The 23,429-nt window shown below is 57.7% G+C and carries 24 protein-coding genes; 13 read left to right on the forward strand and 11 right to left on the reverse strand.

Going from position 1 to position 23,429, the window contains the following annotated elements:
* Positions 1 to 175: 175 nt before the first annotated feature.
* Both rpmF and HMPREF3155_RS03375 read right to left on the reverse strand, forming a co-directional pair.
* Positions 176 to 349 carry a 50S ribosomal protein L32 gene (rpmF, locus tag HMPREF3155_RS03370; RefSeq protein WP_070432573.1) on the reverse strand — a complete coding sequence of 58 codons (174 nt, stop codon included), beginning with the start codon at positions 347 to 349 and terminating at the stop codon, positions 176 to 178.
* 15 nt (positions 350 to 364) lie between these two features.
* Positions 365 to 634 carry a type B 50S ribosomal protein L31 gene (locus HMPREF3155_RS03375; protein ID WP_061921281.1) on the reverse strand — a complete coding sequence of 90 codons (270 nt, stop codon included), beginning with the start codon at positions 632 to 634 and terminating at the stop codon, positions 365 to 367.
* A gap of 578 nt (positions 635 to 1,212) precedes the next feature.
* Here HMPREF3155_RS03375 and rpmB point away from each other — a divergent pair.
* From rpmB to HMPREF3155_RS03405, 6 genes are all read left to right on the forward strand, one after another.
* Positions 1,213 to 1,449 carry a 50S ribosomal protein L28 gene (gene rpmB, locus HMPREF3155_RS03380; RefSeq protein WP_005279911.1) on the forward strand — a complete coding sequence of 79 codons (237 nt, stop codon included), beginning with the start codon at positions 1,213 to 1,215 and terminating at the stop codon, positions 1,447 to 1,449.
* Positions 1,450 to 1,451: 2 nt separating this feature from the next.
* Positions 1,452 to 1,616 carry a 50S ribosomal protein L33 gene (gene rpmG, locus HMPREF3155_RS03385; RefSeq protein WP_010187624.1) on the forward strand — a complete coding sequence of 55 codons (165 nt, stop codon included), beginning with the start codon at positions 1,452 to 1,454 and terminating at the stop codon, positions 1,614 to 1,616.
* Between the two features lie 3 nt (positions 1,617 to 1,619).
* Positions 1,620 to 1,925 (forward strand): 30S ribosomal protein S14, encoded by a 306-nt coding sequence (gene rpsN, locus HMPREF3155_RS03390; RefSeq protein ID WP_061921278.1) that lies wholly within the window; start codon positions 1,620 to 1,622, stop codon positions 1,923 to 1,925.
* A gap of 21 nt (positions 1,926 to 1,946) precedes the next feature.
* On the forward strand, positions 1,947 to 2,195 hold the full coding sequence (gene rpsR, locus HMPREF3155_RS03395; protein ID WP_034657238.1) for a 30S ribosomal protein S18: 249 nt from the start codon (positions 1,947 to 1,949) through the stop codon (positions 2,193 to 2,195).
* A gap of 244 nt (positions 2,196 to 2,439) precedes the next feature.
* Positions 2,440 to 3,231: a hypothetical protein gene (locus tag HMPREF3155_RS03400; protein WP_061921275.1), complete on the forward strand. Its 792-nt coding sequence runs from the start codon at positions 2,440 to 2,442 to the stop codon at positions 3,229 to 3,231.
* An 82-nt stretch (positions 3,232 to 3,313) separates the two neighbouring features.
* Positions 3,314 to 4,033 carry a TetR/AcrR family transcriptional regulator gene (locus HMPREF3155_RS03405; protein ID WP_061921270.1) on the forward strand — a complete coding sequence of 240 codons (720 nt, stop codon included), beginning with the start codon at positions 3,314 to 3,316 and terminating at the stop codon, positions 4,031 to 4,033.
* Positions 4,034 to 4,068: 35 nt separating this feature from the next.
* Here the strand turns inward: HMPREF3155_RS03405 and HMPREF3155_RS03410 are convergent, their stop codons facing one another.
* The 3 genes from HMPREF3155_RS03410 to HMPREF3155_RS03420 all read right to left on the reverse strand — a co-directional run bounded on the left by HMPREF3155_RS03410 (position 4,069) and on the right by HMPREF3155_RS03420 (position 6,787).
* Positions 4,069 to 4,683, reverse strand: a complete 615-nt coding sequence (locus tag HMPREF3155_RS03410) for a hypothetical protein (RefSeq protein WP_061921267.1) — start codon at positions 4,681 to 4,683, stop codon at positions 4,069 to 4,071.
* 72 nt (positions 4,684 to 4,755) lie between these two features.
* On the reverse strand, positions 4,756 to 5,427 hold the full coding sequence (locus HMPREF3155_RS03415; protein ID WP_061921265.1) for a hypothetical protein: 672 nt from the start codon (positions 5,425 to 5,427) through the stop codon (positions 4,756 to 4,758).
* Between the two features lie 79 nt (positions 5,428 to 5,506).
* The gene (locus tag HMPREF3155_RS03420) at positions 5,507 to 6,787 is read right to left on the reverse strand and encodes a serine/threonine-protein kinase (protein WP_141744798.1); all 1,281 of its coding nucleotides are present in this window, start codon (positions 6,785 to 6,787) and stop codon (positions 5,507 to 5,509) included.
* A 175-nt stretch (positions 6,788 to 6,962) separates the two neighbouring features.
* Between HMPREF3155_RS03420 and HMPREF3155_RS03425 the strand changes: the two genes are divergently transcribed.
* Complete coding sequence (locus HMPREF3155_RS03425) at positions 6,963 to 7,754, forward strand: hypothetical protein (RefSeq protein ID WP_070432574.1); 792 nt, start codon at positions 6,963 to 6,965, stop codon at positions 7,752 to 7,754.
* On the opposite strand, the gene HMPREF3155_RS03430 is transcribed toward HMPREF3155_RS03425, so the two are convergent.
* Together HMPREF3155_RS03430 and HMPREF3155_RS13235 are read right to left on the reverse strand one after the other, a co-directional pair.
* Positions 7,751 to 8,581 carry a serine hydrolase gene (locus tag HMPREF3155_RS03430; RefSeq protein WP_235591017.1) on the reverse strand — a complete coding sequence of 277 codons (831 nt, stop codon included), beginning with the start codon at positions 8,579 to 8,581 and terminating at the stop codon, positions 7,751 to 7,753. The genes HMPREF3155_RS03425 and HMPREF3155_RS03430 overlap by 4 nt on opposite strands.
* A 131-nt stretch (positions 8,582 to 8,712) precedes the next feature.
* Positions 8,713 to 9,492: a hypothetical protein gene (locus tag HMPREF3155_RS13235; RefSeq protein ID WP_246817655.1), complete on the reverse strand. Its 780-nt coding sequence runs from the start codon at positions 9,490 to 9,492 to the stop codon at positions 8,713 to 8,715.
* Between the two features lie 417 nt (positions 9,493 to 9,909).
* Between HMPREF3155_RS13235 and HMPREF3155_RS03440 the strand changes: the two genes are divergently transcribed.
* Positions 9,910 to 10,125 carry a flagellar basal body-associated FliL family protein gene (locus tag HMPREF3155_RS03440; protein WP_061921248.1) on the forward strand — a complete coding sequence of 72 codons (216 nt, stop codon included), beginning with the start codon at positions 9,910 to 9,912 and terminating at the stop codon, positions 10,123 to 10,125.
* A gap of 90 nt (positions 10,126 to 10,215) precedes the next feature.
* Here the strand turns inward: HMPREF3155_RS03440 and purH are convergent, their stop codons facing one another.
* Genes purH through HMPREF3155_RS03455 form a run of 3 tightly spaced genes read right to left on the reverse strand, consistent with a single transcriptional unit; the run spans position 10,216 to position 14,135 of the window.
* Positions 10,216 to 11,751: a bifunctional phosphoribosylaminoimidazolecarboxamide formyltransferase/IMP cyclohydrolase gene (gene purH / locus HMPREF3155_RS03445; protein ID WP_070432575.1), complete on the reverse strand. Its 1,536-nt coding sequence runs from the start codon at positions 11,749 to 11,751 to the stop codon at positions 10,216 to 10,218.
* A 27-nt stretch (positions 11,752 to 11,778) separates the two neighbouring features.
* Positions 11,779 to 12,408: a phosphoribosylglycinamide formyltransferase gene (gene purN / locus HMPREF3155_RS03450; protein ID WP_061921242.1), complete on the reverse strand. Its 630-nt coding sequence runs from the start codon at positions 12,406 to 12,408 to the stop codon at positions 11,779 to 11,781.
* A gap of 11 nt (positions 12,409 to 12,419) precedes the next feature.
* Positions 12,420 to 14,135, reverse strand: a complete 1,716-nt coding sequence (locus HMPREF3155_RS03455) for a cell division protein PerM (protein WP_210385635.1) — start codon at positions 14,133 to 14,135, stop codon at positions 12,420 to 12,422.
* Between the two features lie 457 nt (positions 14,136 to 14,592).
* On the opposite strand from HMPREF3155_RS03455, the gene HMPREF3155_RS03460 reads away from it, so the two are divergent.
* From HMPREF3155_RS03460 to HMPREF3155_RS03480, 5 genes are all read left to right on the forward strand, one after another.
* A complete protein-coding gene (locus HMPREF3155_RS03460; RefSeq protein ID WP_061921490.1) occupies positions 14,593 to 15,363 on the forward strand; it encodes a M23 family metallopeptidase in 771 nt (256 codons plus the stop codon).
* A 244-nt stretch (positions 15,364 to 15,607) separates the two neighbouring features.
* A complete protein-coding gene (locus HMPREF3155_RS03465) occupies positions 15,608 to 16,138 on the forward strand; it encodes a PadR family transcriptional regulator (RefSeq protein ID WP_348967643.1) in 531 nt (176 codons plus the stop codon).
* Between the two features lie 3 nt (positions 16,139 to 16,141).
* Complete coding sequence (locus HMPREF3155_RS03470; RefSeq protein WP_070432576.1) at positions 16,142 to 16,846, forward strand: ABC transporter ATP-binding protein; 705 nt, start codon at positions 16,142 to 16,144, stop codon at positions 16,844 to 16,846.
* Between the two features lie 3 nt (positions 16,847 to 16,849).
* The gene (locus tag HMPREF3155_RS03475; protein WP_070432577.1) at positions 16,850 to 19,528 is read left to right on the forward strand and encodes an ABC transporter permease; all 2,679 of its coding nucleotides are present in this window, start codon (positions 16,850 to 16,852) and stop codon (positions 19,526 to 19,528) included.
* Positions 19,529 to 19,943: 415 nt separating this feature from the next.
* Positions 19,944 to 20,708 carry a M23 family metallopeptidase gene (locus HMPREF3155_RS03480; protein WP_070432578.1) on the forward strand — a complete coding sequence of 255 codons (765 nt, stop codon included), beginning with the start codon at positions 19,944 to 19,946 and terminating at the stop codon, positions 20,706 to 20,708.
* 19 nt (positions 20,709 to 20,727) lie between these two features.
* Here the strand turns inward: HMPREF3155_RS03480 and pcrA are convergent, their stop codons facing one another.
* A complete protein-coding gene (gene pcrA, locus HMPREF3155_RS03485; RefSeq protein WP_083281234.1) occupies positions 20,728 to 23,346 on the reverse strand; it encodes a DNA helicase PcrA in 2,619 nt (872 codons plus the stop codon).
* Positions 23,347 to 23,429 lie beyond the last annotated feature (83 nt).

Consider the following 23,429-nt stretch of genomic DNA (forward strand, 5'->3'; position numbering starts at 1 on the left):
CCACGGAGTTGACAACCTATATAGGAACACCCCCAAAGCCACAAGCTAACGTTTCTCGCGGCGCCTTTAGGCCATGTATCTGTTTAAAAAATCTGTTCAAAAGAAAAAGCCTGCGAAGAAGACGCCTTGTTTTAGGCGCTTCTCGCAGGCTTTTTAAAAAGTAGTGCGTTCTAGATTAGAACTGCTCCACGTCTACCAGGCCGAGCTTTGCAGCCTTGACCAGACGGCGCGGGATGCGCACGGTCTGACCGTCGATGGTGACTTCCTGAAGGGCGACGTTGTCTGCCGTCCACTGGGAGCGACGTGCGCGGGTGTTCGCGCGGGACATCTTGAACTTAGGAGTTGCCATTTTCTTCTATCCTCCTTACGCGTTCTTCTTCTTGCGGCGAGCCATTGCACCGAAGCGCTGGTTGAAGCGCTCGACACGGCCTGCGGTATCCATAACGCGCTGTGCACCGGTCCAGAACGGGTGGGACTCAGCGGTCACGTCAACGACGATCAGTGGGTACTCGTTGCCATCTTCCCACTCAACGGTGCGATCGGAAGTAGCAGTGGACTTGGTCAAGAACGAGTGGCCAGTGCCGGCGTCCTTGAAGACCACCGGGTGGTAATCCGGGTGGATATCCTTCTTCATAATTATTCCCTCAGGGTTGAAACTACGGGTCGGTTCTTCACTCTTCTACCTGGCTTAAGCCTTAAAGAAGGGCGAACTTTTTACAAAGCAGCCTTCTATCGGTGTCGAAGATCGTGCCCGAGTTGGGACGTACAGATTAAAAATGGCGTTAACCTCATCGCTCCGGGATATTGCTTGCGCTTCCCGTGGGCGGAGATGTCAACAACTTAAAGCATGTTACACCTTTGCCATCAGTTCCCCAAACCCACATACACGCTATTACGCTCCGTATATATAGGAATCGGCCCGCATAATTAACAACAGCCACAGGCGTTAACAAGACCAAATGGCGCAGGTAGTTCACACGAGCCCACTGCATCAGCTTGCAGCACTGGGACAAGGAAGGCGATTAGGTAATTTGGGCCACGGGCTGTAAGATTTCCCCTTGCTGTTGTCAAAGTATACGTTTTACGCCCCGTCTACTGGTGTTTGACGGTCTTGCCACCCATGCTCAACCTCACTTTTCGAGCACTGCGCCTCACCGCAGAAGGCATAGCCGTCAGTAGCCATGATGTGGGCGGCTAGGAGAAAGAAGACCCATGTCGGCTATTTGCCAGGTAACGGGCCGCAAGCCGGAATTCGGCAAGCAGGTCTCGCACTCGCACCGCCGCACTTCGCGCCGTTGGAACCCCAACGTGCAGCGTCGTCGCTACTACCTGCCCTCCGAGGGCCGTACCATCACCCTGAATGTCTCTACCAAGGGCATGAAGATTATTGACCGCGACGGCATCGAGTCCGTCGTCGCCAAGATTCGCGCACGTGGGGAGAAGATCTAAAGATGGCACGTAATGACATCCGTCCAATCATCAAGCTGAAGTCCACTGCGGGCACCGGTTACACCTACGTGACCCGTAAGAACAAGCGCAACAACCCGGATCGCATCACCCTGAAGAAGTTCGATCCGATCGTCCGCAAGCACGTCGAATTCCGCGAGGAGCGATAATCTATGGCTAAGAAGTCCAAGATCGCCAAGAACGAGCAGCGCAAGGAAATCGTCGCCCGCTACGCGGAGCGTCGCGCTGAACTCAAGGCCATCATCAAGAACCCGAACACCTCGGACGAGGATCGTCTGGACGCACAGTTCGAGCTGAACCGTCAGCCACGTGATGCATCCCGTTCCCGCATCCGTAACCGCGACGCAGCCGACGGCCGTCCGCGCGGTTACCTCCGTAAGTTCGGCCTGTCCCGTGTCCGTATGCGCGGCATGGCTCACCGTGGTGAGCTGCCGGGCGTTCGCAAGTCCAGCTGGTAAAGGGGTAATTGCACAATGGCTATCAAGCGCAATAACCAAAAGAAGTTCCGCATGGAACAAACCCGTCGCCCGAAGAAGAACCCGCTGAAGGCTGAGGGTATCGAGACGGTTGACTACAAGGATGTAAAGACCCTGCGTCTGTTCATCTCCGACCGTGGCAAGATCCGTTCCCGTCGCGTGACCGGTCTTACCCCACAGCAGCAGCGCCAGGTCGCTACCGCTGTGAAGAACGCACGCGAAATGGCTCTCCTGCCGTTCACCGCCCGCTAAATCAGTAGCTGGGTTTCTCAACAGCGCACTTTTGCCGCTGGCAAGTGTGACACGGTAAAAGAACCTTCGAAAGCCGCTTTCTTTCAATCACTTCGATTGGATGGAAAGCGGCTTTTGTGCGTTTTGTTCTTGGCCACGAGATAACTATCTGCTACTTAACCCACAACTTCCCTATGCGGGATTCGAGCTGGTGATAGATTAGTGATATTCACTTCCCCTCTCCTCGAAAGGGCTTTTAAGGCGCATGCCATTGCATCAATCCCTGGCGGATCTCAGTGAGCTCGCAGCGCACTGCCAGTCCCCCGCTACTGCCCGCGGCTTACTCGCGGAAGCGCAGGATCTCCTGCACAATTCTCTAGACCACAGCGCGAACGAGCTAGAACTTGCCACGTGGTTTTCTCGCATTATCACTGACATCGTGCGCTCGCCCGGCGTCGCCAGCCCCGTGCGCCTTTCCGGCCCCGTCGCCCGCGGTGACGCACTTCCTTCCATGACCATCACCTGGCTGGGCGAGGACCCGCAGCTGGAATCTATTTTTAGGGACGTGGGCCTTGTTGGCCGTCCTGCGGAGGAGAACATGGCCAGCCGTGCCGACGCTGGCCTGGCGCTGGGCGTCGGCAGCGAAGATGCGCTGCTGAAGGAAGCACTGGATTTGCGCCCGCCAGCGCTCAAGGTGGTCGACGGCTTGCCGGATCGCAATGCGCCCGTGGATATCCAGGGTGTCCTGCTCGCCCCCATCGCCGCCATTGCCCGTTGGGCCGCGCCGGCGCCACGCCCTACTCCGGATCGCCTCGCGATCGGCGTTGAGCGTGAGCTTCTCGACGCCGCCGAAGCCGAAGCCTTATCCAGTGCCTGGGGCACCGGCATCGCGTTGGAGTTGCGCCAGTGGCACGCCGGCGTCAACGGACGCGATGGCGTCCTTGCGACTCTCCCACCCCTCGACCGCACCGCTTATGGCTCCGCCTGCCGCACGGTATCCGCAAACTTTGAGTCCATTGGTAAACGTCAGCAAGACTGCTCCACGCAGGACAATTAATTAGTTGCTGCGAATATAAACGAGTACACTTAACTGGCTTAATGAATTAAAATTCATTCACACGAAAGGAGGCGTCCTGCCCATGGCTGGAACTGTTGGTAGGCCGCGCAAGAACAGCCCGCGCCGCCGTGGAACTACCGCCCGTGAAGAGATTCTCGACGCTTCATCAGAGCTTTTCACCACGCAGGGTTTTGCCACCACTTCGACGCACCAGATTGCGGATGCCGTGGGCATTCGCCAGGCGTCTCTGTATTATCATTTCCCCTCCAAGACGGAGATCTTCTTAACCCTCCTTAACTCCACCATCGAACCTTCCCTCGAGCTCGCCGAGGAACTTGCTGCCTCCGAAGCCACGGCTGAGCAGCGCCTATGGTCCCTCGTCGCGGCGGAGTCCCGCCTGTTGCTAACCAGCGGCTGGAACGTTGGCCGCCTCTACCAGTTGCCGGTGGCTAACTCCCCCGAGTTCTCCGAGTACCACGAACAGCGTACTGCTTTGCAGTCTCGTTTCCGCGAAATTGCCGCCTCAATCGTCGGCGAGGATGACCCCCGCGTCGAGCTTCCGTTCCACATCGCGCTTTCGGTCATTGAGATGCGCCCGAACGATGGCACCCCGCCTTTCGACGCTTCCCAGCGCGTTCCGGAGACCGCCGTCATGCTTGCCGACGCCGCGCTAGCCGTTCTCGGCGCAAAGGTTCCGGACAACGCGGAAGAGACCACTCTTGAGCTGCTCAAGAACCGCCACGACTCCATCTCCTCTGCCGCCGCTGCTGCCGCGGATCGTAAGAAGAAGTCCGGCAATTAATTAGTGTGTGCAGCGTGGTGCTGCCAAGCAAACACCTATCGCTGCCAGTAGTCGTTCCAGGTGACGCTTTCTACGGCCGCGTTGTCTTGGTAGACGCGCAGACCGTCGGCATTGACCACGATGGACGAAGGATCGGCATCAACCTGGTAGGTGCCTTCGTGACCTTCGGCGGGCAGCTCCAAGGTGCCGCCGAACATATCGGAACGGTAGGTAGCACCGCCGGCGTTGCCGCAGACGACAACCTTGCCGTCATCGCTGGTGCCAGCGAGGATGAGGTCCTCGCCTGCGGTGCACGATGCATAGCTGCCGGACCAACCGCGGTCGCTCAAAATACCACCGCTGACGGTGGACTTATCGCGCCCGTGGTCGTAATGCTCTTCTGGGTTAGGCGCTGTTTCCGTCACGGTTACTACGGACGGGCTTGGGCTTTCTTTAGTGCTAGGCGCTGCGGAAGTGGTGCTGGCTGTCGAGGTGGTGGTCGATTCCACCGGCTTGAATTGCTGCTGCGCAGTCTGCTCAGTTTTCTCACCGCCCCGCCCAAGCAAGAAGAATGCAGCGGCGGCCGCCACGATTGCGACGAGAATGACGATTCCAACGACGATAGGCACCACGCCGGACTTATCTTTTTGTTGTGGATACGGATAAGTCATAGTGTGCGCCTTCTTTTCTGTGTCGATACGAGAAATGCTCTATGGGCTAGGTGCGCTAGGTCTTCCTAGACCTCAACGATAGCGCTGAACGGCATAGTGAGCCAAGCAGTTTTTATGAGGCTTATACACCGCTTCGCCGTCTTCCTTAAGGCTTTCAATCAGGCGATCGATCTTCTGGTTGGTCTTCTTCTCGGTCCAGCCAAGCGCCTGCGCCAGCTCTCGAATCGCCGGGATATTAGCATCCGTGGCACCCGGCGCGCGGAGGTAGCTAGCCAATTGGCGCAGCAACAGCTCCTGCTCGTCATTCGGGACGTGGCGGGTGCGCGTGCGGTCCCCCTCCTGATCCAGCGGGCGCGGGGTGCGGCGAATCATGTCGTTGTTTTGAACGTCGATGTGAATCTCGTACACGCAATCAGGCGTGGTGAAAGTGATGGCGGTCGGCCCCGGTGGGATGGGTGCCAAGCCGCGCGGTCCTACCTCGATGCGCGAATGGGAGCGCACATTGCGCTGGCTGATATACAGCGGGATATGGCGGCCCACATTGGCAAGCATCCAGCCTTGGCCGGAGTACCACAGCTGGAATAGCTGACGGTGCAGGTCCAAGTCCTCTGCGCCTACTACAAAGTCGCCTGCGCGCCCGACTATGAGTTCGTCGCCCGGGCCCATCCGGTGGACTTGCCCGACCAAGTCATTGATCTGAAGCCACGGTCCAAGGTTTGCCGGCGAGCTGGCGTTAGACTGCATAGATTAGGCGCTTTCGAAGTCGAGGATAGATGGATAGGTTTATTCCAAAAGTCCATACTAATACCTAAAAGCGTGGAAGTTAGCCGGTTACTAGCGCAATTGTGGTGATCGCAATCGTGATGATGATGAGAATCGTCGCCGCAATCATCAACGCATTGTTGTTGTCCTTCTGCGGCCTCGCAGGCTGCGCCGGCCGAGCAGACTGTACCTGCTGCGGCGATTGCTGCATTGGCCTTGTTGAAGGCATGGACGCACCCGGGTTGATTCCTGGGTTGAAGGGCGCATTGCTAAGCCCGCCATAAGAAGGCACCGCAGCTATCGAAGGATTGCTCCAGTTTTGCGCTCCCCCGGCGAGGTTATGTGCGCTGCCCATTCCAAAGCCCATGGCGGGAAGCTGACCACTTGCCGGATAGTTAGTGGCTTGGTTCTCCGGAACTGCGGAACGCGCGTTGAGTTCCGCGCCACCGTTTCTGCACGCCTCCAGTGCATCGATGAACTGGCAGGCCTCCGGGAAACGCCGATAAGGAGTGTTATCCAGTGCTCGTTCCATCACTGCATCAATCTGCTGAGTGGCCATTGCCGCCTGTGGATCAAGCCGTTCCATGATAGTCGGGGTGCCCATCGCCGGGACTATGCGCTTGGTGCGCCAGGCAGACTCCGACATCACCTCTTTGAGGTGATACATGGTCAGCATCTCAAACGCGATGAGTGCTAGCGCATAGTTATCACCTGAAAAGGATGCTTCCTGGCCGCTGTAATCACGCGAATTGCTCTCTGGTGAAGAGTAGTTTTCAGTTCCGATTACGTTGCCTACGGCGGTTAAACGCGACTGCCCCTCCGAGATAGCGATTCCAAAGTCGCTCAGAACGCTATAGCCGCTATCGGTGGGCCGGCGGCGTAGCAAGATATTGGCCGGTTTTACATCCCTGTGAATCCACCCATCCGGGCGCATCGAATGCATCTGGTCCAGTGCTTTGGCCACGGGGCGCAAGTACTTGACGACGTCGCTGATGCTAAAACCCGGCTCGTTACTATGGCGACGTTCACGGATGAGCTCTTCCAACGTGCCGCCTTCGAAAAGCTCCATCTCAAAGCCGAGATTGCCCTCGGTGTCGGCCAGCTTCTTATTTATGTGCGTGACATAGGAGCTATGGATGGCCGCCAGCGCCTTCATTTCATTATGGAAGCGCTTGAGCCCTTCTTCGTTGTGTAGCTCCGGCAACACCGTCTTGATTGCAACGTTGCGCCCTAGATCGACATCGGTGGCCGCGAAGACGGTTCCCATGCCACCGCCACCGATGCGCCGGACGTTTGCATATCCTTGGCGCTCCAGCCACATAACTACACGGGAATCATTCACGCGTATATTTCACCACACCCGATGTAGATGCAGGTTCTAAGAATCGCCCTATCTACCCCGCTTGTGGGGTAGCATAACCGCTCGTAGAAGGCAGCTACTATTTGTAACTACTCGGAAACTTTTAAGTTGCTGCCTGTATTTTTTCCTATCGCCGATTTCTTTGCCGAAGGATGCAATGACCAACCCTAACCAAGGCCCAAATCACTACCCTTCGCTGCCCACGAATATGTACTCGGGCGCGCAGTCGCAATCCCCATTTGGCGAGCAGAATCCCTATACCGCCCCAAATGGCCGCTACCAGTCGACGCAGCCGATGGGATTTACAGCGCCCGCCGCGCGGCCCTCGCGAAACTGGGTTCCGATCCTGTGCATCTTGGCAGTCATCCTGGCCATGCTGATTGGCGGCGGCGTGGTCTGGGCGGATAAGAAGAGCGACGAGGCTCAGCAGCCACCTGTCGCTCCGGCACCGCCGTCGACGGAGGTTTCGGAAGAACCCGTCACGACCACGGAAGAAACCGAGTCTGATCCTACGCCTACCCAGGATTCTTCTTCCCCGGCGCAGAATAATTCGCCGCGCTATCAGCAAAGGCAGCAGCCGCGCCAGCAAACCCACACCACTACGCAGCGCAAGGATTATCCGGCAGGGCTTAGCGCCAATGGCTGGGACGGAATCTCCGGCGCGCAGTGCAACGGCGGCGAGGCCGTGTACGCGGCCAAGAAGTCCGCGCCACAGGCGCACGTCGTCATCTGTGACGAAGGCTCCGGCTTGGTCTACCGCGGCAATTGGTCCAGCGGCCCGGCCGTTGGCACTGCCTCAGGTAGCGGCACTTCGTACACCGCTACCTTCAACGATGTCAGCCAGCTGCTGATTAATGGCAGCGAGTTCACAATCATCCCAGACAGCACCTCTTATGACTCGAGCAAGCTAGACACCGGCCAGTTCAGCACCGTCTGGAGCGCCAACTAGCAAGCGGCCTTGGGCCACTGGACCTTCGCACCCGCGAGTTCGGTGGCCAAGGCGCTGAGCATTTGTTGTGCCGAGCCATAGGCACCGCTTGGCGACGTCGCGTAAATAGCCACCGCAACCTTCTTACCGTTGAGCTCTACCGTGCCCATCTGCCGTGCTTCATAGGCGCCGTTTGTATCTGGGCCCCAACCGCCCTTAAAAGATGAATTATCGAGGCTGCCTAAGCCATAGCTTTGGGCAGGATCAGAGGCAGCCATAGCAGTGAGCACTCCGCTGCCCTGTGCGATACAACCCAACTGCCCTATAAAGCGCGCTTGATCAGCGACTGTCCATTGGGTCTGCCCGAAGGCGGAAAAGCCCGGACGGGTAACCGTGGGCTGCACTTGCACGTCTAAGCCTGCTTCCGCTAGAACTGCGCTGGCGGCGCTAGCTGCAGACTGCCCGCCGCCTAGGGATTGCCAGAGATTTTCTGCGGCCGCATTATCTGAAAAAGTAATGGCCTGAGAAATCATCGAAGGATCTGCCGAACCAGCGCGTTCCGCGGCAATTGCCACCGGCACCTTCGATGTAGACCATGCGGCTCGCGGCTCAGAAATACCGGCACTATATACCTCATCCTGACCTGCAACGGCGATTCCGGCTTTCCCGCCGTACTTGCTCTGAACGTCTTCGACGATCTTCTGCAGTGCTTCCTGGACGTTCCCCCTCGCTGCAGCAGGAGCCGGGTCCTTGTCAGACTTTCCACCATCGCCTTTAGCATCCGCATCGGGCACCATCGTCTGCCCGCTCAAAGTGGGGCGCGGGTCCACATCCGTGCTGGTGGTCATGCTAACTTCCGCTCTTTCCTCCACATCACCGATCGTGCAGGCACTTGCGGCCAAAGCCACGCATAGTAGGCCCAGACCGCACAGGTTCTTTTTCTTCATCTAGTTGGGTCCTCTCTCGCTGCCGGAGCCGATTAAACGATGTAAACAATGGCGTTGTTGCCGCCGGTGCAGGTGACATATTCGCCGTTGTCACGGCAATCCATCGTGTAGTTGATGCCAGTAACCGGGCTATATGCGGTGATGACCGCGTTATATTCCTTGGTATCTAGGAAATGCTCTACATATGCATCGCGGACGGCGCGGGCGAACTCAGGAGAGGTCATCGTGGAATCACGGTAGACGTTGTTCAGGTCTCCGCCCGCAGCACCAGACATAGCTGCGTCGTTTGCGGCCACCGCACCGGCCGGAAGCGAGGGATACGCTGGGCGTTCCGGAGCCTTGGTCGTTTCTTCGGTTGTTGGCGCCTCGGTGGTTGCTTCTGCAGAGGTTGTCAGCATCGGGCTGGCGTTCTTCTCATCGCTGCCGCCCTTGAGAAGGAAAAATGCCAAAGCAGCGCAGAGCGCGATGACGGCAAGCACAATAAGAGCAATGATTGCCCACTTCGTACCGCTCGAGCGCTCTTCTTGGTACACCGGCGCCGCCTGGCTGTAATCCGCAGGACCATACTGCTGACCGTATTCGCCTTGCGCATAGTACGGCGCGGAGTCACCAGCAAATGGTGACCCCATGTTGGACAGCTCGTATTGCCCATAGTCCTGCGGCGGGTACCCCTGCTGTGAGTAGCCTTGCGGGAATTGCTGTTGTGGTTGATCCGCCGCGTTCTGCCCGCCTGACTGTTTTGCCCAAGGGTTGGTATTGGGTGCTTCGTTTGCGCCTTGGTAAGGGCCAAAGCCGTTGTTTTCGCCAGACAAAACGTCTCCTATATGCAGGGATATGGTAGTTACTTAGATTTCTGATTATGGCACACGTATGCCCTTCGACCAGCTAATTTTTGTGCAGAACTCACCCGAAGTAGGCGGATCTGGGGAAATTTCCTTGGTAGTGGGCGAAGTAGCCAAAACTTCGGTTACATTGTCACTATTGCTATCACTGCTTATGTGATTCGCCACTGTCTTTGTTGAGGAAAGGCCGTTTTAGAAATCCCTATGACGAACTATCCAGGTTTTGGCTCGCAGCCTAATAACTCGCGTCCTAATTCATCGCCCCAGTTTGGCTCCCCGCAGTTTTCTGCGCCATCATCGCCACAATTTGGTTCCGGATCTTTTGCCCCCGGTACGAACCCCGCGCACCCAGCATCGGCTACGCAACCTAATAACTTCGGCGCGCAAATGCCAGCGCGCAACGGCAAAGGATTGATTAGCGGCGCAATCATCGGTCTGATTGCCGCCTTCCTCTTCCTCGCCATTGTCTTAGGCGCCGCGGCATATTTCCTGCTGCCAAAAGACATTCCAGACGCTCCAGCAGACACGGTGTCAACGCCAACCTCGACGCCAGCCTCAACTGCGCCAACGACCATGAGCGACGTTCCATCCGAAAACGTCTAAAGGGGCCCAGCAACCATAAGTTGCCAGGCCCCTCAGCCAATTAGCGCTGCGCCTAATTAGCGGCGCAACGTACTAATTCGCGATAGCGAATTAGTGGAAGAAGTGGCGAGTGCCGGTGAAGTACATGGTCACGCCGGCCTGCTTGGCGGCCTCGATGACCTCTTCGTCACGAATGGAGCCGCCCGGCTGGACGACGGCCTTGACGCCAGCGTCGAGCAGAACCTCCAGGCCATCAGCAAACGGGAAGAAGGCATCCGAAGCAGCGAAAGCACCCGCGGTGCGGTTCGCGCCGTCGGCAAGCGTGTTAGCGCGCTCGACCGCCAGCTTCGCGGAGTCAACGCGGTTGACCTGGCCCATGCCCACGCCCACAGCGGCGTTGTCCTTGGTCAGCAGGATGGCGTTGGACTTAACTGAGCGCACTGCGCGCCATGCGAACTCGAGCTCAGCTAGGTCGGCGTCGGAAAGCGCGTTACCAGCAACCAGCTGCCAGTTCTCCGTCTTATCGCCCTCGGCCTGGTAAGTATCCGGCTCCTGGCGCAGGACGCCACCGGAGATGTGCTTGATTTCCTCTGCCGGAGCCTCGTGCTCGGCAACAAGGATGCGGAGGTTCTTCTTCTCCTTGAGGATATCCACCGCGTCATCCTCGTAAGACGGAGCGACGATGACCTCGGTGAAGATGTCCTTGACCTGCTCGGCCATCTCGACGCTGACCTCGCGGTTTACTGCGATGACGCCGCCGAATGCGGAGAGCGGGTCGCACGCATGCGCGGCGCGGTGTGCCGCAGCGATGGATTCATCGGAAACGGCGATACCGCACGGGTTGGCGTGCTTGATGATGGCAACGCACGGACGCTCGTGATCCCAGGCGGCGCGCCACGCGGCGTCAGCGTCCTGGTAGTTGTTGTAGGACATCTCTTTGCCGTTCAGCTGCTGCGCGTTAGCCAGGCCCTTGCCGGAGCCATCGCGGGTAACGGTCGCGGACTGGTGGGAGTTCTCGCCGTAGCGCAAGGTGGTGGTAGCGCCCTCACCGCCGAGCTGATCGACGAACCACTGGGAAACAGCGGCATCGTAATCAGCGGTGTGCAGGAATGCATCGCGTGCCAGGCCGCGGCGCTCCTCCAAGGTGAAGCCGCCCTTCTTTGCAGCCTCTGCGACGTCGCCGTAACGCGCCGGATCAACGACGATCGCAACGGATGGGTGGTTCTTCGCTGCCGCACGAACCATGGATGGGCCTCCGATATCGATCTGCTCAACGCAGCCATCGAAGTCTGCACCGGAAGCAACGGTCTCACGGAATGGGTACAGGTTCACCACGACCAGCTGGAATGCCTCCACACCGAGCTCTTCTAGCTGAGAGAGGTGATCCGGCTTGCGGGTATCTGCCAAGATGCCAGCGTGAACCTTCGGGTGCAGGGTCTTCACGCGGCCTTCGAGGCACTCCGGGAAGCCCGTGAGCTTTTCCACTGGGGTGACGTTGATGCCAAGGTCTGCAATCTTGGCGGCGGTGGAACCGGTGGACACAATCTCAACGCCGGCAGCGTCGAGGGAGCGGGCGAGATCCTCGAGCCCAGTCTTGTCATAGACGCTAATCAGCGCGCGCTTGATCTGCTTACGGTCATCGCTCATGGTGCGGAGAAAGCCTTCCTAAAAGTCTTAGAGCTGAATCGAAATGGTTGCGTTGGCATCCTGCGCGACCTGAACGGCGCGCAAGACTTTAACGATGAGTTGGCGCTCGACCACCTTGATGCGCTCGTGCAGCGAAGCCTCATCATCATCCTGCCGAACCAAGACTGGCTCCTGGGCAATGATGCGACCGGTATCTACACCGGCATCAACAAAGTGGACGGTTGAACCTGTGACCTTCACTCCGTACTCGAGCGCGTCACGGACACCGTGTGCGCCCTTGAAGGACGGAAGTAAAGCCGGGTGAGTATTGATGGTGCGGCCTTCGAAGCGGGCGAGGAAATCTGCGCCCAGAATCTTCATGAAACCAGCCGAAACAACAACGTCTGGTTGCGCAGCTTCTACTGCGGCAACCAGACGTTTATTCCATTCGGCGCGGTCTGCACCCATCTCTACTACTTCTGCTTCAATACCAGCAGCTTTCGCGCGCTCTACCCCCTGACAAGGAACGTCAGCGACGACCTTGACCACACGATAGTTCTCATCCTGCGCATCGATGATGGCTTGCAGGAGTGAGCCGGTTCCGGAGACCAGAACGACGATTTCAATCGGACGGGAGGTGCGGACGGTTTCGCCTTGTGGCTGATGCTGTGAAGTCACGGGACATAAGCCTAGTCCTTGTGAGGCTCCTGCGGGAATTCTTCGACAATTTCGCCGTCGATGACTTCCGCTTCTACCCCAGAATCGGCGGACTTTGCCGTTTCTTCCGCTGCTTCTTCGGCTGCTTCTTCGGCTGCTTCTTCGGCCGATTCGTTTGCCTTTTCTACAGCTGTTTCATCAGCCTCATCATCTTCTGGAGCGTCTGCAACCGACTCCCCTTCAGGGGCACCCATTGGTTCTTCCGGCACAGGCTCCTCTTCGGCCGATTCCTCACCCGTGGCATTTTCACTTGCAGCATCCGGTTTAATCGATTCCGCCACGGCACCTTCGGAAGTGTTTGGCGCAGTTTCTTCAGCTTCAGCGTCTTCCACTTCAGCTTCTTCTGCTTCGGCTTCTGCAAATGCAGCGTCCGCCGCAGCTTCCTCAGCCTTGTCGGATTCTGCGGCGGCTGCTGCCGAGGCGTTGCGGGATGCATGCCAGGCGCCGATTGCGAAGGCACAGGCAAAGCCCAATGCGATTGCCGCAAACCATAACGCCACGAGACCCGTTGCAGTCCACACGTTTAGGCCCGTTGCGCCATAGATGCCAAGCACGCCGGAAACAAAGTAGCTCAAAAGCAAGGTAAAGAAAGCAACAAAGGCGCTCGCAGCGACCGCAAAGAAAAAGTTCACGTGGCGGCGTGCGCGCCAGACCACATAGATGGCCGAGGCGATCGGAACAACGAGAAGGCCCACCGCCCAAGGCGCAATGGAAGAAGGAACTACGCCCACGATTGGCAGCGGCGGCAAGGAAACCATGTGGATGCTAAACAGGCTGATGCTGCTTTCCGGGCCGAACTGGAATTCAGAACCAGACAGAATGCCGCCTGTGCCGATAACTGCGTTTGGGATATACAGAGCGCTAATCAGGTAGAGCAGGAATCCACCCAAGCCATCGATGCTCGGGTACGCATTCATCATCTCGCTCTGACGGGACCAGCCCACAATGGCGACGATGAGGCACACTACTGCCGAGGCAGCAAAAAGCACACCGAGGTAACGCAGCGCTACTTGCGCGGCGTCGACAAGCATGCGCGGCATACCGAAACGTTTGGCCAATGCCTTCCACAAGCGCGAACCCATGCCACCGGCCAGCGCCGACAGATGTAGCAGAAGCATGCGCGGCAAGACCACGAAGAAATTAGGCGGCGAGACGTCAAATACCTTGCCGGCGTCCCACAACATCAGCCACGCGATGATCGTGAGAAGCAACGGCACACCGACAACACAGCCTAAGAGGACCAAAAGATCTTTGATGCTGACCTTATGCTTGATCGCCTGACGGATCCGGCGCCCGACAATTAAGGATAAGATTCCTGCGGGCAGCAGCGGTAAAACGGAAAGCTCAATTCCGCCTGCCGAAATCGGCGCGAGGTTAAACACCATCCACGCTTCGGCAACGATCGTGGGCAGCCATGCCAAAGGCGAGCTTGTTAAAAGCAGCGCCGCCAATGCCACTGCAAGCACTACCAACACCACGACGGCGTTAGGGATTGCCACCGTCCACAGCATTCGGCGGATGCGCCCGGCCAAAGTGGTAGGCGCGGTAGCTCGACGGGCGCGCGCCTGGGAGCCAACCTTGTTGGCCACGCGTGCAGCTGGTTTGGATGAGCCGGCGCCACCGCGCCCGCGCACTTGCGCGCGCGAACGGGAAGCCGACCGCGTTTGAGGGCTGGTGTTTTTGTTCATCGCGTCCACTTTGCCATGGCCCATCGTCCATTTTGGGTTGGCGCGACGATAACAAGCTGAATTGGCGGCACTTCGCACTAACCTTAAGGTGCTAGCTCAGGCGCACAACAGCGCAATATATACTGTATGGAACGGAAAGCAACCATTAACGCTACCGTGATGACCGTGCACTCTGAGCAAACATACACCGTCTATACTGGCCAATTACGATTATCGCTAGCTCTACCTAAAGTGTGACACAAACCCTTTCAGGCCCCTGTCCAGCTAATTTCACCGAAAAGGTCGAAAAATTTCCATAACGGCTTGCTGTTATTATTTCGAGACGCTACTGTTACATCTCGTTGGTAACAGGAAGGTCACAATCCAGTAACCAACCGCCCAAAGACGTAACGCTTAATTTTTTGGTTTCTAGTGCAGGTGCGGTTGGCGGATTGTGAAGACAATGGAAGAAGAAATCATGCGAAGCAAGACTCAGCGGAACGCCGGCCGTCACCGCCAGATCGCCACCTCGCAGACTGCGAAAGGTCGTCTAGCACTGGTGACCGTCGCTGCAGGAGCTGTGTCCACCGCAGGTGTCGGTGGCGCAGCGGCCGCCAATCTTCAGGCAGACAATGCCGGCATGAAGGCGCAGACCGTCGACTACAACCTTGCTACCGAGTCTGACGCCCTGCAGGACGTTCAGAATGGCGCCCAGGCTGCCGCCAAGGAAGCTGCCGCCGCTGCCCCACAGATCCTGAACGTTGCCGAGGCAAAGCCGGTAGCAGATCTTTCTGCTCAGCTGGATAAGGCAGTTCAGGCATCTGAGGCACGTGCTGCTGCCGATGAAGCATCCCGCGCACCATCCGTCGTCCGCCCAGCCGAGGGCACTTTCACCTCCGGATTCGGACCACGATGGGGTTCCTTCCACTCTGGCATCGACATCGCTAACGCTGTCGGTACCCCAATCCTCGCCGCTATGGACGGCACCGTCATCGATTCCGGCCCAGCTTCCGGTTTCGGCCAGTGGATCCGCATCAAGCACGATGACGGCTCCATGACCGTCTACGGCCACATGCAGACCCTGGACGTTGCAGTTGGCGAGCGCGTGCACGCCGGCCAGAAGATTGCCGGCATGGGTTCGATGGGCTTTTCCACTGGTTCCCACCTGCACTTCGAGATTCACCCAGCAGGCCAGGGCGCAGTTGACCCAATCTCTTGGTTCGCAGCCCGCGGAATCAACATCTCCTAAAGCACTAGCCTTTAAAATTCCTTCTTCCCACCCTCCTTCTCACCTGGTTTAAGCGGTAACAGGACTTCGCTTCCTGTTGCCGCTTTCGTGGTTTTGGCCACCCACCCTTGCCGCCGCATTACTTACCCAGTAAGCTACGCTATAGGTTACCCGGTAATCAATGATTACTATCGGCTTGACCGGCAACTTTCCAAAATCTATATCCATCCCCCTGGCAGGAAATATGTCCATTAAACATTCTCTCTTGTCGCTCCTTAGCGCTGAGCCAGCTACCGCCAGCATGCTGCAAAGCCACTTCGCGGAAGCGCTGGATGGACTATGGCCACTCAACATCGGCCAAGTTGCACAAACGCTAAAACGACTCGAAAGAGACAACTTCATCGAGGAGCACGGCACAGCCGTAGGCCCCACGGGCAGGCATGCCACGACCTATCGCATCACCACACAAGGCCGTGCGGAGCTTGCGGACTGGTGGACGCGGGGCGTCGCCAAGCATGCGCTCGAAAGAGATGAACTCGTCCTCAAGGTAGCGCTCGCTGCCCAACGCAGCGACGTCGATGCCATTGAAATTCTGGATGCCCAGCGCTTTGCCACCCTGAAGCAGCTTCGGCTTCTAAACCAGCAGGCCGCCGAATTACCTGAAACCCGCAGCGCCACGCGGCTGGCCCTCGAACGCGAAATCTTTGACCTTGAAGCACTGCTGCGGTGGCTCGACCGGGCTGAGGCTCTAAATCCCCACACCTCCGCTTCTACTTCCAATCAACCAGAGGAATAGACCATGCATAACAGCGAAGAAACCACCCACCCTTTACCACTTGAGCTTCATAATGTCTCCCGCGAGTTCGGCTCTGGTGCGCGCCAAGTTACCGCACTTAAGGAGGCAAACCTGCAGCTTCATCCCGGCAAGCTCATCGCCATCATGGGCCCTTCTGGTTCCGGCAAGTCCACGTTGCTCAACGTCGCTGGGCTCCTGCTGCCACCGACCTCTGGACGCGTGCTTGTCAACGGCGAGGATGCTGCGGGGCTGTCCAAATCTGCTGCCGCTCAGTTGCGCCGCCGGAACCTAGGTTTCGTCTTCCAGGACTTCAGCTTGGTGCCCACCCTCAGCATCGGTGAGAACGTCACCCTACCCCTTGAATTAGATGGCGTTAGCCCTAAGAAGTGCCGCGAGGCCGCTGAAATTGCGCTTGCGGAAGTAGGCCTGGAAAATGTCGCTGACCGCTTCCCTGAGGAAATCTCAGGCGGTCAGGCGCAAAGGGCCGCAATCGCCCGTGCACTCATTGGCCCGCGCCAGGTATTGCTCGCGGATGAGCCGACCGGCGCGCTCGATACCGCCACCAGCGAAGAAGTCATGAAGGTGCTGCGCTCTCGCATCGACGCTGGCGCCGCCGGGCTTCTCGTTACCCATGAGCCACGTTTCGCCGCATGGGCCGACTCCGTTGTAATGATGCGCGATGGCGTCCTCAGCGGAAAGGAGCATTAGTCAATGTCTGCTCTTTTAGCCGCCGCCCGCCCCACCTATCGCGACATGTTGGCCCATCGCTGGCGCAGCCTAGCCGGGGTGGCATTGGTTGCACTTCCCGTCGCCGTTTTGGTGTGCCTGGGCATACTGGGCGTCAATGGCGATAGGTTCCACAACGTATTTTCAAGCAATCCGCGCACGATTGGCGTGGCGGCTTCAGAAGATACAAAAGCGGTGCACCTGGAACCTGCAGCGGGTTTTGCTTCCCGCGCAGAAGAAATCTTGCCTGGTGACCTGCGCCCCTCCCCGATTTTTGGGCCCGTCACCGTGGGAGTTCAGCACGATTCAAAGCACTCCAATATCCAGATCACCCAATTCGACAGTGCTCTACCGCCCACTAAAGCACAACCCCTCATCGATTCCGCGCACCCCGACGAGGGAACGCTCATGTTGTCCTATGCAGATGCGCGTTCATTAGGAGTACACAAAGGTGATGTTGTCAGCATAAGTTCCCCTACCCCTGGCGGCTTATCGGAGGCAAAGGTCGCGGGCATCATCCCCGGCGGTAGGAGCTATGCCACGGCACCAGTCCTTACGAACACGGAGTTCTTGGCCCAGCACCCGGAGCAAGCTACGTGGGCCATCGTGGGCGATACCGTGCTCAACCAAAATGACATCGCACGGGTGCAGTCGGCAGGCTTTAGCATTTACGACAAATCTTTATCTGAAGCAACGATAATCGATAGCGGCGTCCACCTAAATTTTGAAGCCTTCTTAAGCTTCATCGCCATCGCCAGTTCTTTTGCTTTTGCGGTTACGCTACTCCTTGCACTTATCGCGCCAGTGTTTAGCTTCGCTTTGCGCCGGAATACACGCATGTACGCACTCATGGCAGCACAGGGCGCACAACCAAAGCACATCGCTACAGCCGTATTAGCCTATGGCTTCTTCACAGGCCTGCTCGGCGCCACGAGCGGCGCAGTGCTCGGACTCGCAGGCAGCTATGCCATCGGGGCACTGCGTTTTCCTGGAGTAAAGCTCGATGTTCCACTGCTTTATCCACTTGCGCTCTGGGCTATCGCAATTGTTGCTTCCACGGCCGCCGCTCTGGTGCCCGCTTGGCTCGCCGCCCGCCAGGCGCTTGCACCCTCCCTCCACGGCGGCATGCCGGATCGAATCCTCAACTGGCGCAAGGAAATGGCATACGGCCCTGTCGCATTGCCCGTTATCCTCATCGCGCTGCTTACCCCATTCGGTAAGTCAATCTATTCACTGCTCATCCTGCTGGCTTTCCTCGCCACAGCCGCAAGCGTTCCCGCGCTGGTATATGCCACCGCACGCGTATGCAGTCACCACGGCCTCGCTTTGCGGATTGCCAGCCGCGATCTCATGCGACGTGGATTCCATACGGTCCCAACCGCTATCGCGCTCATCGCCGTAACCTTAGCTGCGGCCGCGGGTTCCGTAGGCGTTCGCAGTGACGAAGCATGGTGGGACAAGGTGGACACGGTAGTAAATCCCTCCACCTCAGCAATAGTCAGAAACACGGATTATCAAAAGAACTTGGGCGCACCGGCCAACAAGGTGGAACAGCGAGCCATCGATAGTGCGCTTGCACTGCAGCCTGGCAAGCCCCTTGAGACTTTTGGATATACCGATTGGAATTCCACCTCTATTCCTGGTTCTTCCATTCCAAATATTGCTCTCGAGATGGAATATGACTACACCTGCGAGCAGACTTCCTACAACGACTCTGTCGAGCAGGCTACCTTCATTGACAAAGATGGCCGCAGGACCGATGAGTCTGGAGAAGCACGGCAGAATTGTCTGCATGACATGATGACGTGGTTCCCGTCTAGCGCCTTCACTCGCTATGGCCGCACGCTAGAAGCAACGCCCGAAACGCTCGACCTCTGGAACTTCGACAGCGATGCTGACCGTCAAGCGGCGGCAGATACACTCCGTAAGGGCGGAGTTGTCTTAACCCATAACAGCCACCTCGATGGGCGCGACCATGCCGAGTTCACCGCTGTTCGAACCCCACAGGGCAAAACCGAACCGCGCGAAGAGGTTAGCGCTACGCTGCCTGCGGTCGAGGCGCTTCCCGCGTTGGGCCGCGATCTCAGGTTGGTTAGCCCTGCGGCAGCAAAGAAGCTAAAGATCTCCTCCTCCCGAATCGGCACGGCGATTGTCTTCGATAAGACTTTGGAGCGCAGCCAACAGAAGGAAATTGAAGAAGCCGTAGAAAACGCTACCGGCGGCGAATACGAGATTTCCTTCACAAAGACCACGAGCAAGGCAAAGGAATACGCCCCTGCCATTGCCCTATGGGGCATCGGCTTCATCTTGTTAGTGCTCATCATCGCCAACTCCGCGGCAGCGCTACGCCGCAGCGGAAAGCTCTTTGAGTCTTTGGGTGCAGAACCTTCCCTCATGCCGAAGGTCGCCGCTTGGCGCACGTGGTTGGTTGGCACGATCGGCATGACGCTCGGTTTCATCGTCGGCGAGATTATTGGAATCATCATGATTCGTGTGCCGCGGCCAGGCAGGCCCGAAGCAAACGAGCTGTTCTATCAGGGAGATCTCTACAGCATGGACTGGTGGCAACTTGCGGGCGTGTTCATAGTGCCTTTGCTTGGCGCGGGCGGTTCCTGGTTGGTGCACCGGCGCTTAAGTGCAGTCGAGGCTGAACAAAACGATTAGCCCAAGAGCCACAACAGCAAATTGACCCGAACGCAAGGCCTGTACCAAGTCTAGGCACAGGCCTTGTCGCAGCTCAGGAGGGGCTTTTACTGAATGAATCCTGGCAGCCCCATAACGTCACCCCCAATATCCACCCCCACAACCTAAACCCATACTTCACAGTCGTAACTATTTTCACATTAGTAACATGTGTAACATGCTGGCATGTTCGAATAATTTTCGAACATTTCCTGTCTTTACCTGCAATTTTCACAATTGCAACAGTACGAAAAGCTCGATAACTTTATCTCGTTGCCATAAACGGCCTCGATATTCCGGATTGGACTTTTTCGGCGTGTCGAAACGCGTCCGTTTGGCACTAAAGGCTTAACCGAGCCACCCCGACCATGCTCCGTCATGAAAAGGACTTGAAGTTATGAAGCGCAATTCCCGCGCACGCAAGACTGTGGCGCTTACTGCCTTGACAGTTTGCGCCACCCTTGCCACCACCATGGGCGCTACCGCCTCTGCCGCGCAGCCGGCAGCTAGCGTAGACGTCTCTGATGGCTCGTCACAGCCAGAAGTATCTACAAATGCAGATAACGCAACGCTTATCGACGCCTTCGTTGGGCTGACCAAGTCCACGGCCGGCGTACTCGCGGGCGCTGCTACCCCAGAGGTATCGAATGAGGGCGGCGCGCTGAACATCGTTCTCGACCCTTCGAGTGTTCCGGGGCTTGCCCAGGCTTTCGCACCTTCCGGCAACCACTCCGGCCTAAAACCGACGAAGAGCCAGGACTCCGCGGGCAACACCGTGGTGTTCCCTACTTCCGGCACTCTTACTTCCGGCTTCGGCCCGCGCTGGGGCGCCTTCCACAACGGTATCGATATTGCCAACCCGATTGGCACGCCGATTTACTCCATCATGGACGGTGAAGTTATCTCCTCTGGTCCGGCTCAAGGCTTTGGCCACTGGATCCGCATCCAGCACGACGATGGAACCATCTCCGTCTATGGCCACATGCCAGGTGACCAGCTCCTCGTAAACGTCGGCGACCGAGTCTCTGCTGGACAGCAGATCTCCGTGATCGGCAACGAGGGTCAGTCCACCGGCCCGCACCTCCACTTCGAGGTGCACCCGGGCGGCGGCGCAGCCGTGGACCCGGTCGACTGGTTCGCTCAGCGTGGCATCAACATCTAAGCGAACCGCCTAAAAGCGCTTAAAGCTTTTCCATCGGCACGCCGCCGATGAGCATCAAGCGCACTTTGCCGGCGCTTCCGAAGTCCACCGTCACCGTGGCGCGTGGACCGGAACCGGAGGCATCGATGACCGTTCCCAGGCCGTACTTGGCGTGGTTGACGCGGTCTCCCACAACTAAATTCAGCTGGTTGTTCTTAGGCATCGAGCTGGCAGGAGCAGGCTTACGCGTGCGTTGCGAAGGGGAAGACGTAGCGCGCGGTGAGGTTCTGCCCCAGCCGGACCAATCGGAGCCATAGGAGCGGCCATATTGGTAGGAATCATCTCCGCCCCATGCGCTAGACAGCGAGCTGTCTGGTTCTTCACGGCGCCAGTCGATGAGGTCTTCGGGGACCTCGGCGAGGAAGCGGCTGGCCGGATTCGTCATCGGGTTACCCCAGGACGAGCGAAGTATTGCGCGGGTGAGATAGAGCTGCTCGCGAGCGCGTGTGATGCCCACATAAGCCAAGCGGCGTTCCTCACTGAGCTCTTTTGGATCCCCTAAAGAGCGCATGTGCGGGAATTGGCCATCTTCCCAGCCTGTGAGGAAGACGACTGGGAATTCCAAGCCCTTGGCAGTGTGCAAGGTCATCAGCGTGACCACGCCAGTTTCGTTGTCAGGGATTTGGTCTGCGTCAGCTACCAAAGACACCTTCTCTAGGAAAGCCTGGAGCGAGCCGGGTAGGGCGGCCTCCCCCTCGGCGAGCTCTGGGCTTAAATCTTCTACAGCGTCGGCTCCGGTAAACGCCATCTGATTAGCCGCCTCGGAGCTAAATTCTCGGGCAACGGAAACCAACTCGTTGAGGTTATCCAGCCGCGCGCCATCCTGCGGATCATTCGAGTTCTCCAACTCCGCACGGTATCCAGTTGCATCGAGCACGGCACTGAGCAGATCACCAAGATCCGGCTGATGAGTAACCTCGTTAATCATGCTCGGAATCTGAGCGCGGATGCCTTCCATCATCTCGTTGAACTTCGACACTGCATTAACGGCTCGTGTGCCCATGCCCGCAATGTTGCCCGCGGCGGCATCGTACAGGGCCTTTCCAAAGCTCACTCCCAGGTTCTCTGCATGCAGCGCGATCTGGGATTGTGCTTTATCACCGATGGCGCGCTTTGGAACGTTGATAATGCGGCGCAGGCTCACTGTGTCATCCGGATTATCAATGATGCGCAGATAAGCCACCATGTCACGGATTTCGCGGCGTTCATAGAAGCGAGTGCCGCCCACAACCTTGTACGGGATTCCGGAGCGAACAAAGATATCTTCCAACGCACGCGAGGCATTGTTCGTGCGGTACATGATCGCCATATCGGAATAGGCGCGACCCTTATCTGCCAGAGAGTCGATCTCAGAAGCAATAAAACGGGCCTCATCATGCTCGTTATCGGCGACATAGCCGACGATCTTCGCGCCTTCGCCGTGCGCAGTCCACAGGTTCTTCTCACGGCGGCCCTCGTTCTTCGCGATGAGAGCGTTCGCCGCGTTCAGAATGGTCTGAGTGGAGCGATAGTTCTGCTCCAACAAAATGGTGTGCGCCTGCGGATAGTCACGCTCGAATTCCTGAATGTTGCGGATCGTAGCGCCACGGAAGGCATAAATGGACTGATCTGAGTCACCCACCACGCACAATTCTGGTGCATCGGGGCCTAGCTCTCCCCTACCCACCAATGCAGAAACCAGCGCATACTGCGCATGGTTGGTGTCCTGATACTCATCAATAAGAACGTGCTTGAAGCGGCGACGATAGAAATCCACCACCTGTGGGTGCTGATGGAAAATACGCACTACCTCACCGATGAGGTCATCGAAGTCCACGGAGTTAGCTGCACGCAGGCGGCGCTGATATTCATCGAAGACGCGTGCAACCGTAATCTCGAAAGGATTCTTGGTCTTTTCTGCTTCTGCCAAAGCGTCAGCCGGCGAGACCAGCTCATTTTTGTGATTCGAAATCTGATTGGCCAGCACGCGGGCGGTGTACTTCTTTAGATCCAACTGCATGTCTTTGGCGATCATGGTCAAAAGGCGGCGTGCATCATCACCGTCATAAATAGTGAAGTTGGTGTTCAGTCCTGGCACCAGCTGCGCGTTTTGGCGCAGGATACGCACGCAGATGGAGTGGAAGGTAGAAACCCACATGCGCTCGGCCACTGGCCCCACCAGCTGGCCCACGCGCTCTTTCATCTCCGTGGCGGCCTTGTTGGTAAAGGTAATAGCCAAAATCTCCCACGGAGCCACCCCACGATTGCGCATGAGATAAGCAATGCGGCGGGTAAGCACAGCAGTCTTACCAGAGCCCGCACCCGCCACAATCAGCAGCGGCGAACCAGCGTGCGTTACCGCCTCAAGCTGCTGCGGGTTCAGGCCCTCAGTAAGCGGATCGGGGTCCACAGCGCCAGGCGCGCCAGCTGGGTTCGATGCAGCACCAGCAGCAGGTCCCCTCGAAGTAGGAGCCCCAAAGCCACCCGACTGTGGCTGCGGCGCGGCAGGCCGAGCGGGCCCACCGAAACCGCCGAAGCCGCCAAAAAGATCCGGCTGGCTGTTGGCAGAATTTTTTCCATCTGGGCGTGGAGCTGGGGAGAATTCAGACGCATTACTCATAGTGCCTACCAACCTACTAGCACCACCGGACATCCCCTCATAACACGCCTTATGCAGGGGAATTCGAATTTATCTGCTGCAGT

The sequence above is a fragment of the Corynebacterium sp. HMSC06D04 genome, from assembly GCF_001807315.1.
In the GTDB taxonomy this organism is placed as follows: Bacteria; Actinomycetota; Actinomycetes; order Mycobacteriales; family Mycobacteriaceae; genus Corynebacterium; species Corynebacterium simulans.

What these genes read in the sequence shown, in the direction of transcription:
- rpmF (WP_070432573.1), bottom strand. Translation starts at nt 349, where the DNA reads ATGGCAACTCCTAAGTTCAAGATGTCCCGCGCGAACACCCGCGCACGT.
- HMPREF3155_RS03375 (WP_061921281.1), bottom strand. Translation starts at nt 634, where the DNA reads ATGAAGAAGGATATCCACCCGGATTACCACCCGGTGGTCTTCAAGGAC.
- rpmB (WP_005279911.1), top strand. Translation starts at nt 1,213, where the DNA reads ATGTCGGCTATTTGCCAGGTAACGGGCCGCAAGCCGGAATTCGGCAAG.
- rpmG (WP_010187624.1), top strand. Translation starts at nt 1,452, where the DNA reads ATGGCACGTAATGACATCCGTCCAATCATCAAGCTGAAGTCCACTGCG.
- rpsN (WP_061921278.1), top strand. Translation starts at nt 1,620, where the DNA reads ATGGCTAAGAAGTCCAAGATCGCCAAGAACGAGCAGCGCAAGGAAATC.
- HMPREF3155_RS03400 (WP_061921275.1), top strand. Translation starts at nt 2,440, where the DNA reads ATGCCATTGCATCAATCCCTGGCGGATCTCAGTGAGCTCGCAGCGCAC.
- HMPREF3155_RS03405 (WP_061921270.1), top strand. Translation starts at nt 3,314, where the DNA reads ATGGCTGGAACTGTTGGTAGGCCGCGCAAGAACAGCCCGCGCCGCCGT.
- HMPREF3155_RS03410 (WP_061921267.1), bottom strand. Translation starts at nt 4,683, where the DNA reads ATGACTTATCCGTATCCACAACAAAAAGATAAGTCCGGCGTGGTGCCT.
- HMPREF3155_RS03415 (WP_061921265.1), bottom strand. Translation starts at nt 5,427, where the DNA reads ATGCAGTCTAACGCCAGCTCGCCGGCAAACCTTGGACCGTGGCTTCAG.
- HMPREF3155_RS03425 (WP_070432574.1), top strand. Translation starts at nt 6,963, where the DNA reads ATGACCAACCCTAACCAAGGCCCAAATCACTACCCTTCGCTGCCCACG.
- HMPREF3155_RS03430 (WP_235591017.1), bottom strand. Translation starts at nt 8,581, where the DNA reads ATGACCACCAGCACGGATGTGGACCCGCGCCCCACTTTGAGCGGGCAG.
- HMPREF3155_RS03440 (WP_061921248.1), top strand. Translation starts at nt 9,910, where the DNA reads ATGCCAGCGCGCAACGGCAAAGGATTGATTAGCGGCGCAATCATCGGT.
- purH (WP_070432575.1), bottom strand. Translation starts at nt 11,751, where the DNA reads ATGAGCGATGACCGTAAGCAGATCAAGCGCGCGCTGATTAGCGTCTAT.
- HMPREF3155_RS03455 (WP_210385635.1), bottom strand. Translation starts at nt 14,135, where the DNA reads ATGAACAAAAACACCAGCCCTCAAACGCGGTCGGCTTCCCGTTCGCGC.
- HMPREF3155_RS03460 (WP_061921490.1), top strand. Translation starts at nt 14,593, where the DNA reads ATGCGAAGCAAGACTCAGCGGAACGCCGGCCGTCACCGCCAGATCGCC.
- HMPREF3155_RS03470 (WP_070432576.1), top strand. Translation starts at nt 16,142, where the DNA reads ATGCATAACAGCGAAGAAACCACCCACCCTTTACCACTTGAGCTTCAT.
- HMPREF3155_RS03475 (WP_070432577.1), top strand. Translation starts at nt 16,850, where the DNA reads ATGTCTGCTCTTTTAGCCGCCGCCCGCCCCACCTATCGCGACATGTTG.
- HMPREF3155_RS03480 (WP_070432578.1), top strand. Translation starts at nt 19,944, where the DNA reads ATGAAGCGCAATTCCCGCGCACGCAAGACTGTGGCGCTTACTGCCTTG.
- pcrA (WP_083281234.1), bottom strand. Translation starts at nt 23,346, where the DNA reads ATGAGTAATGCGTCTGAATTCTCCCCAGCTCCACGCCCAGATGGAAAA.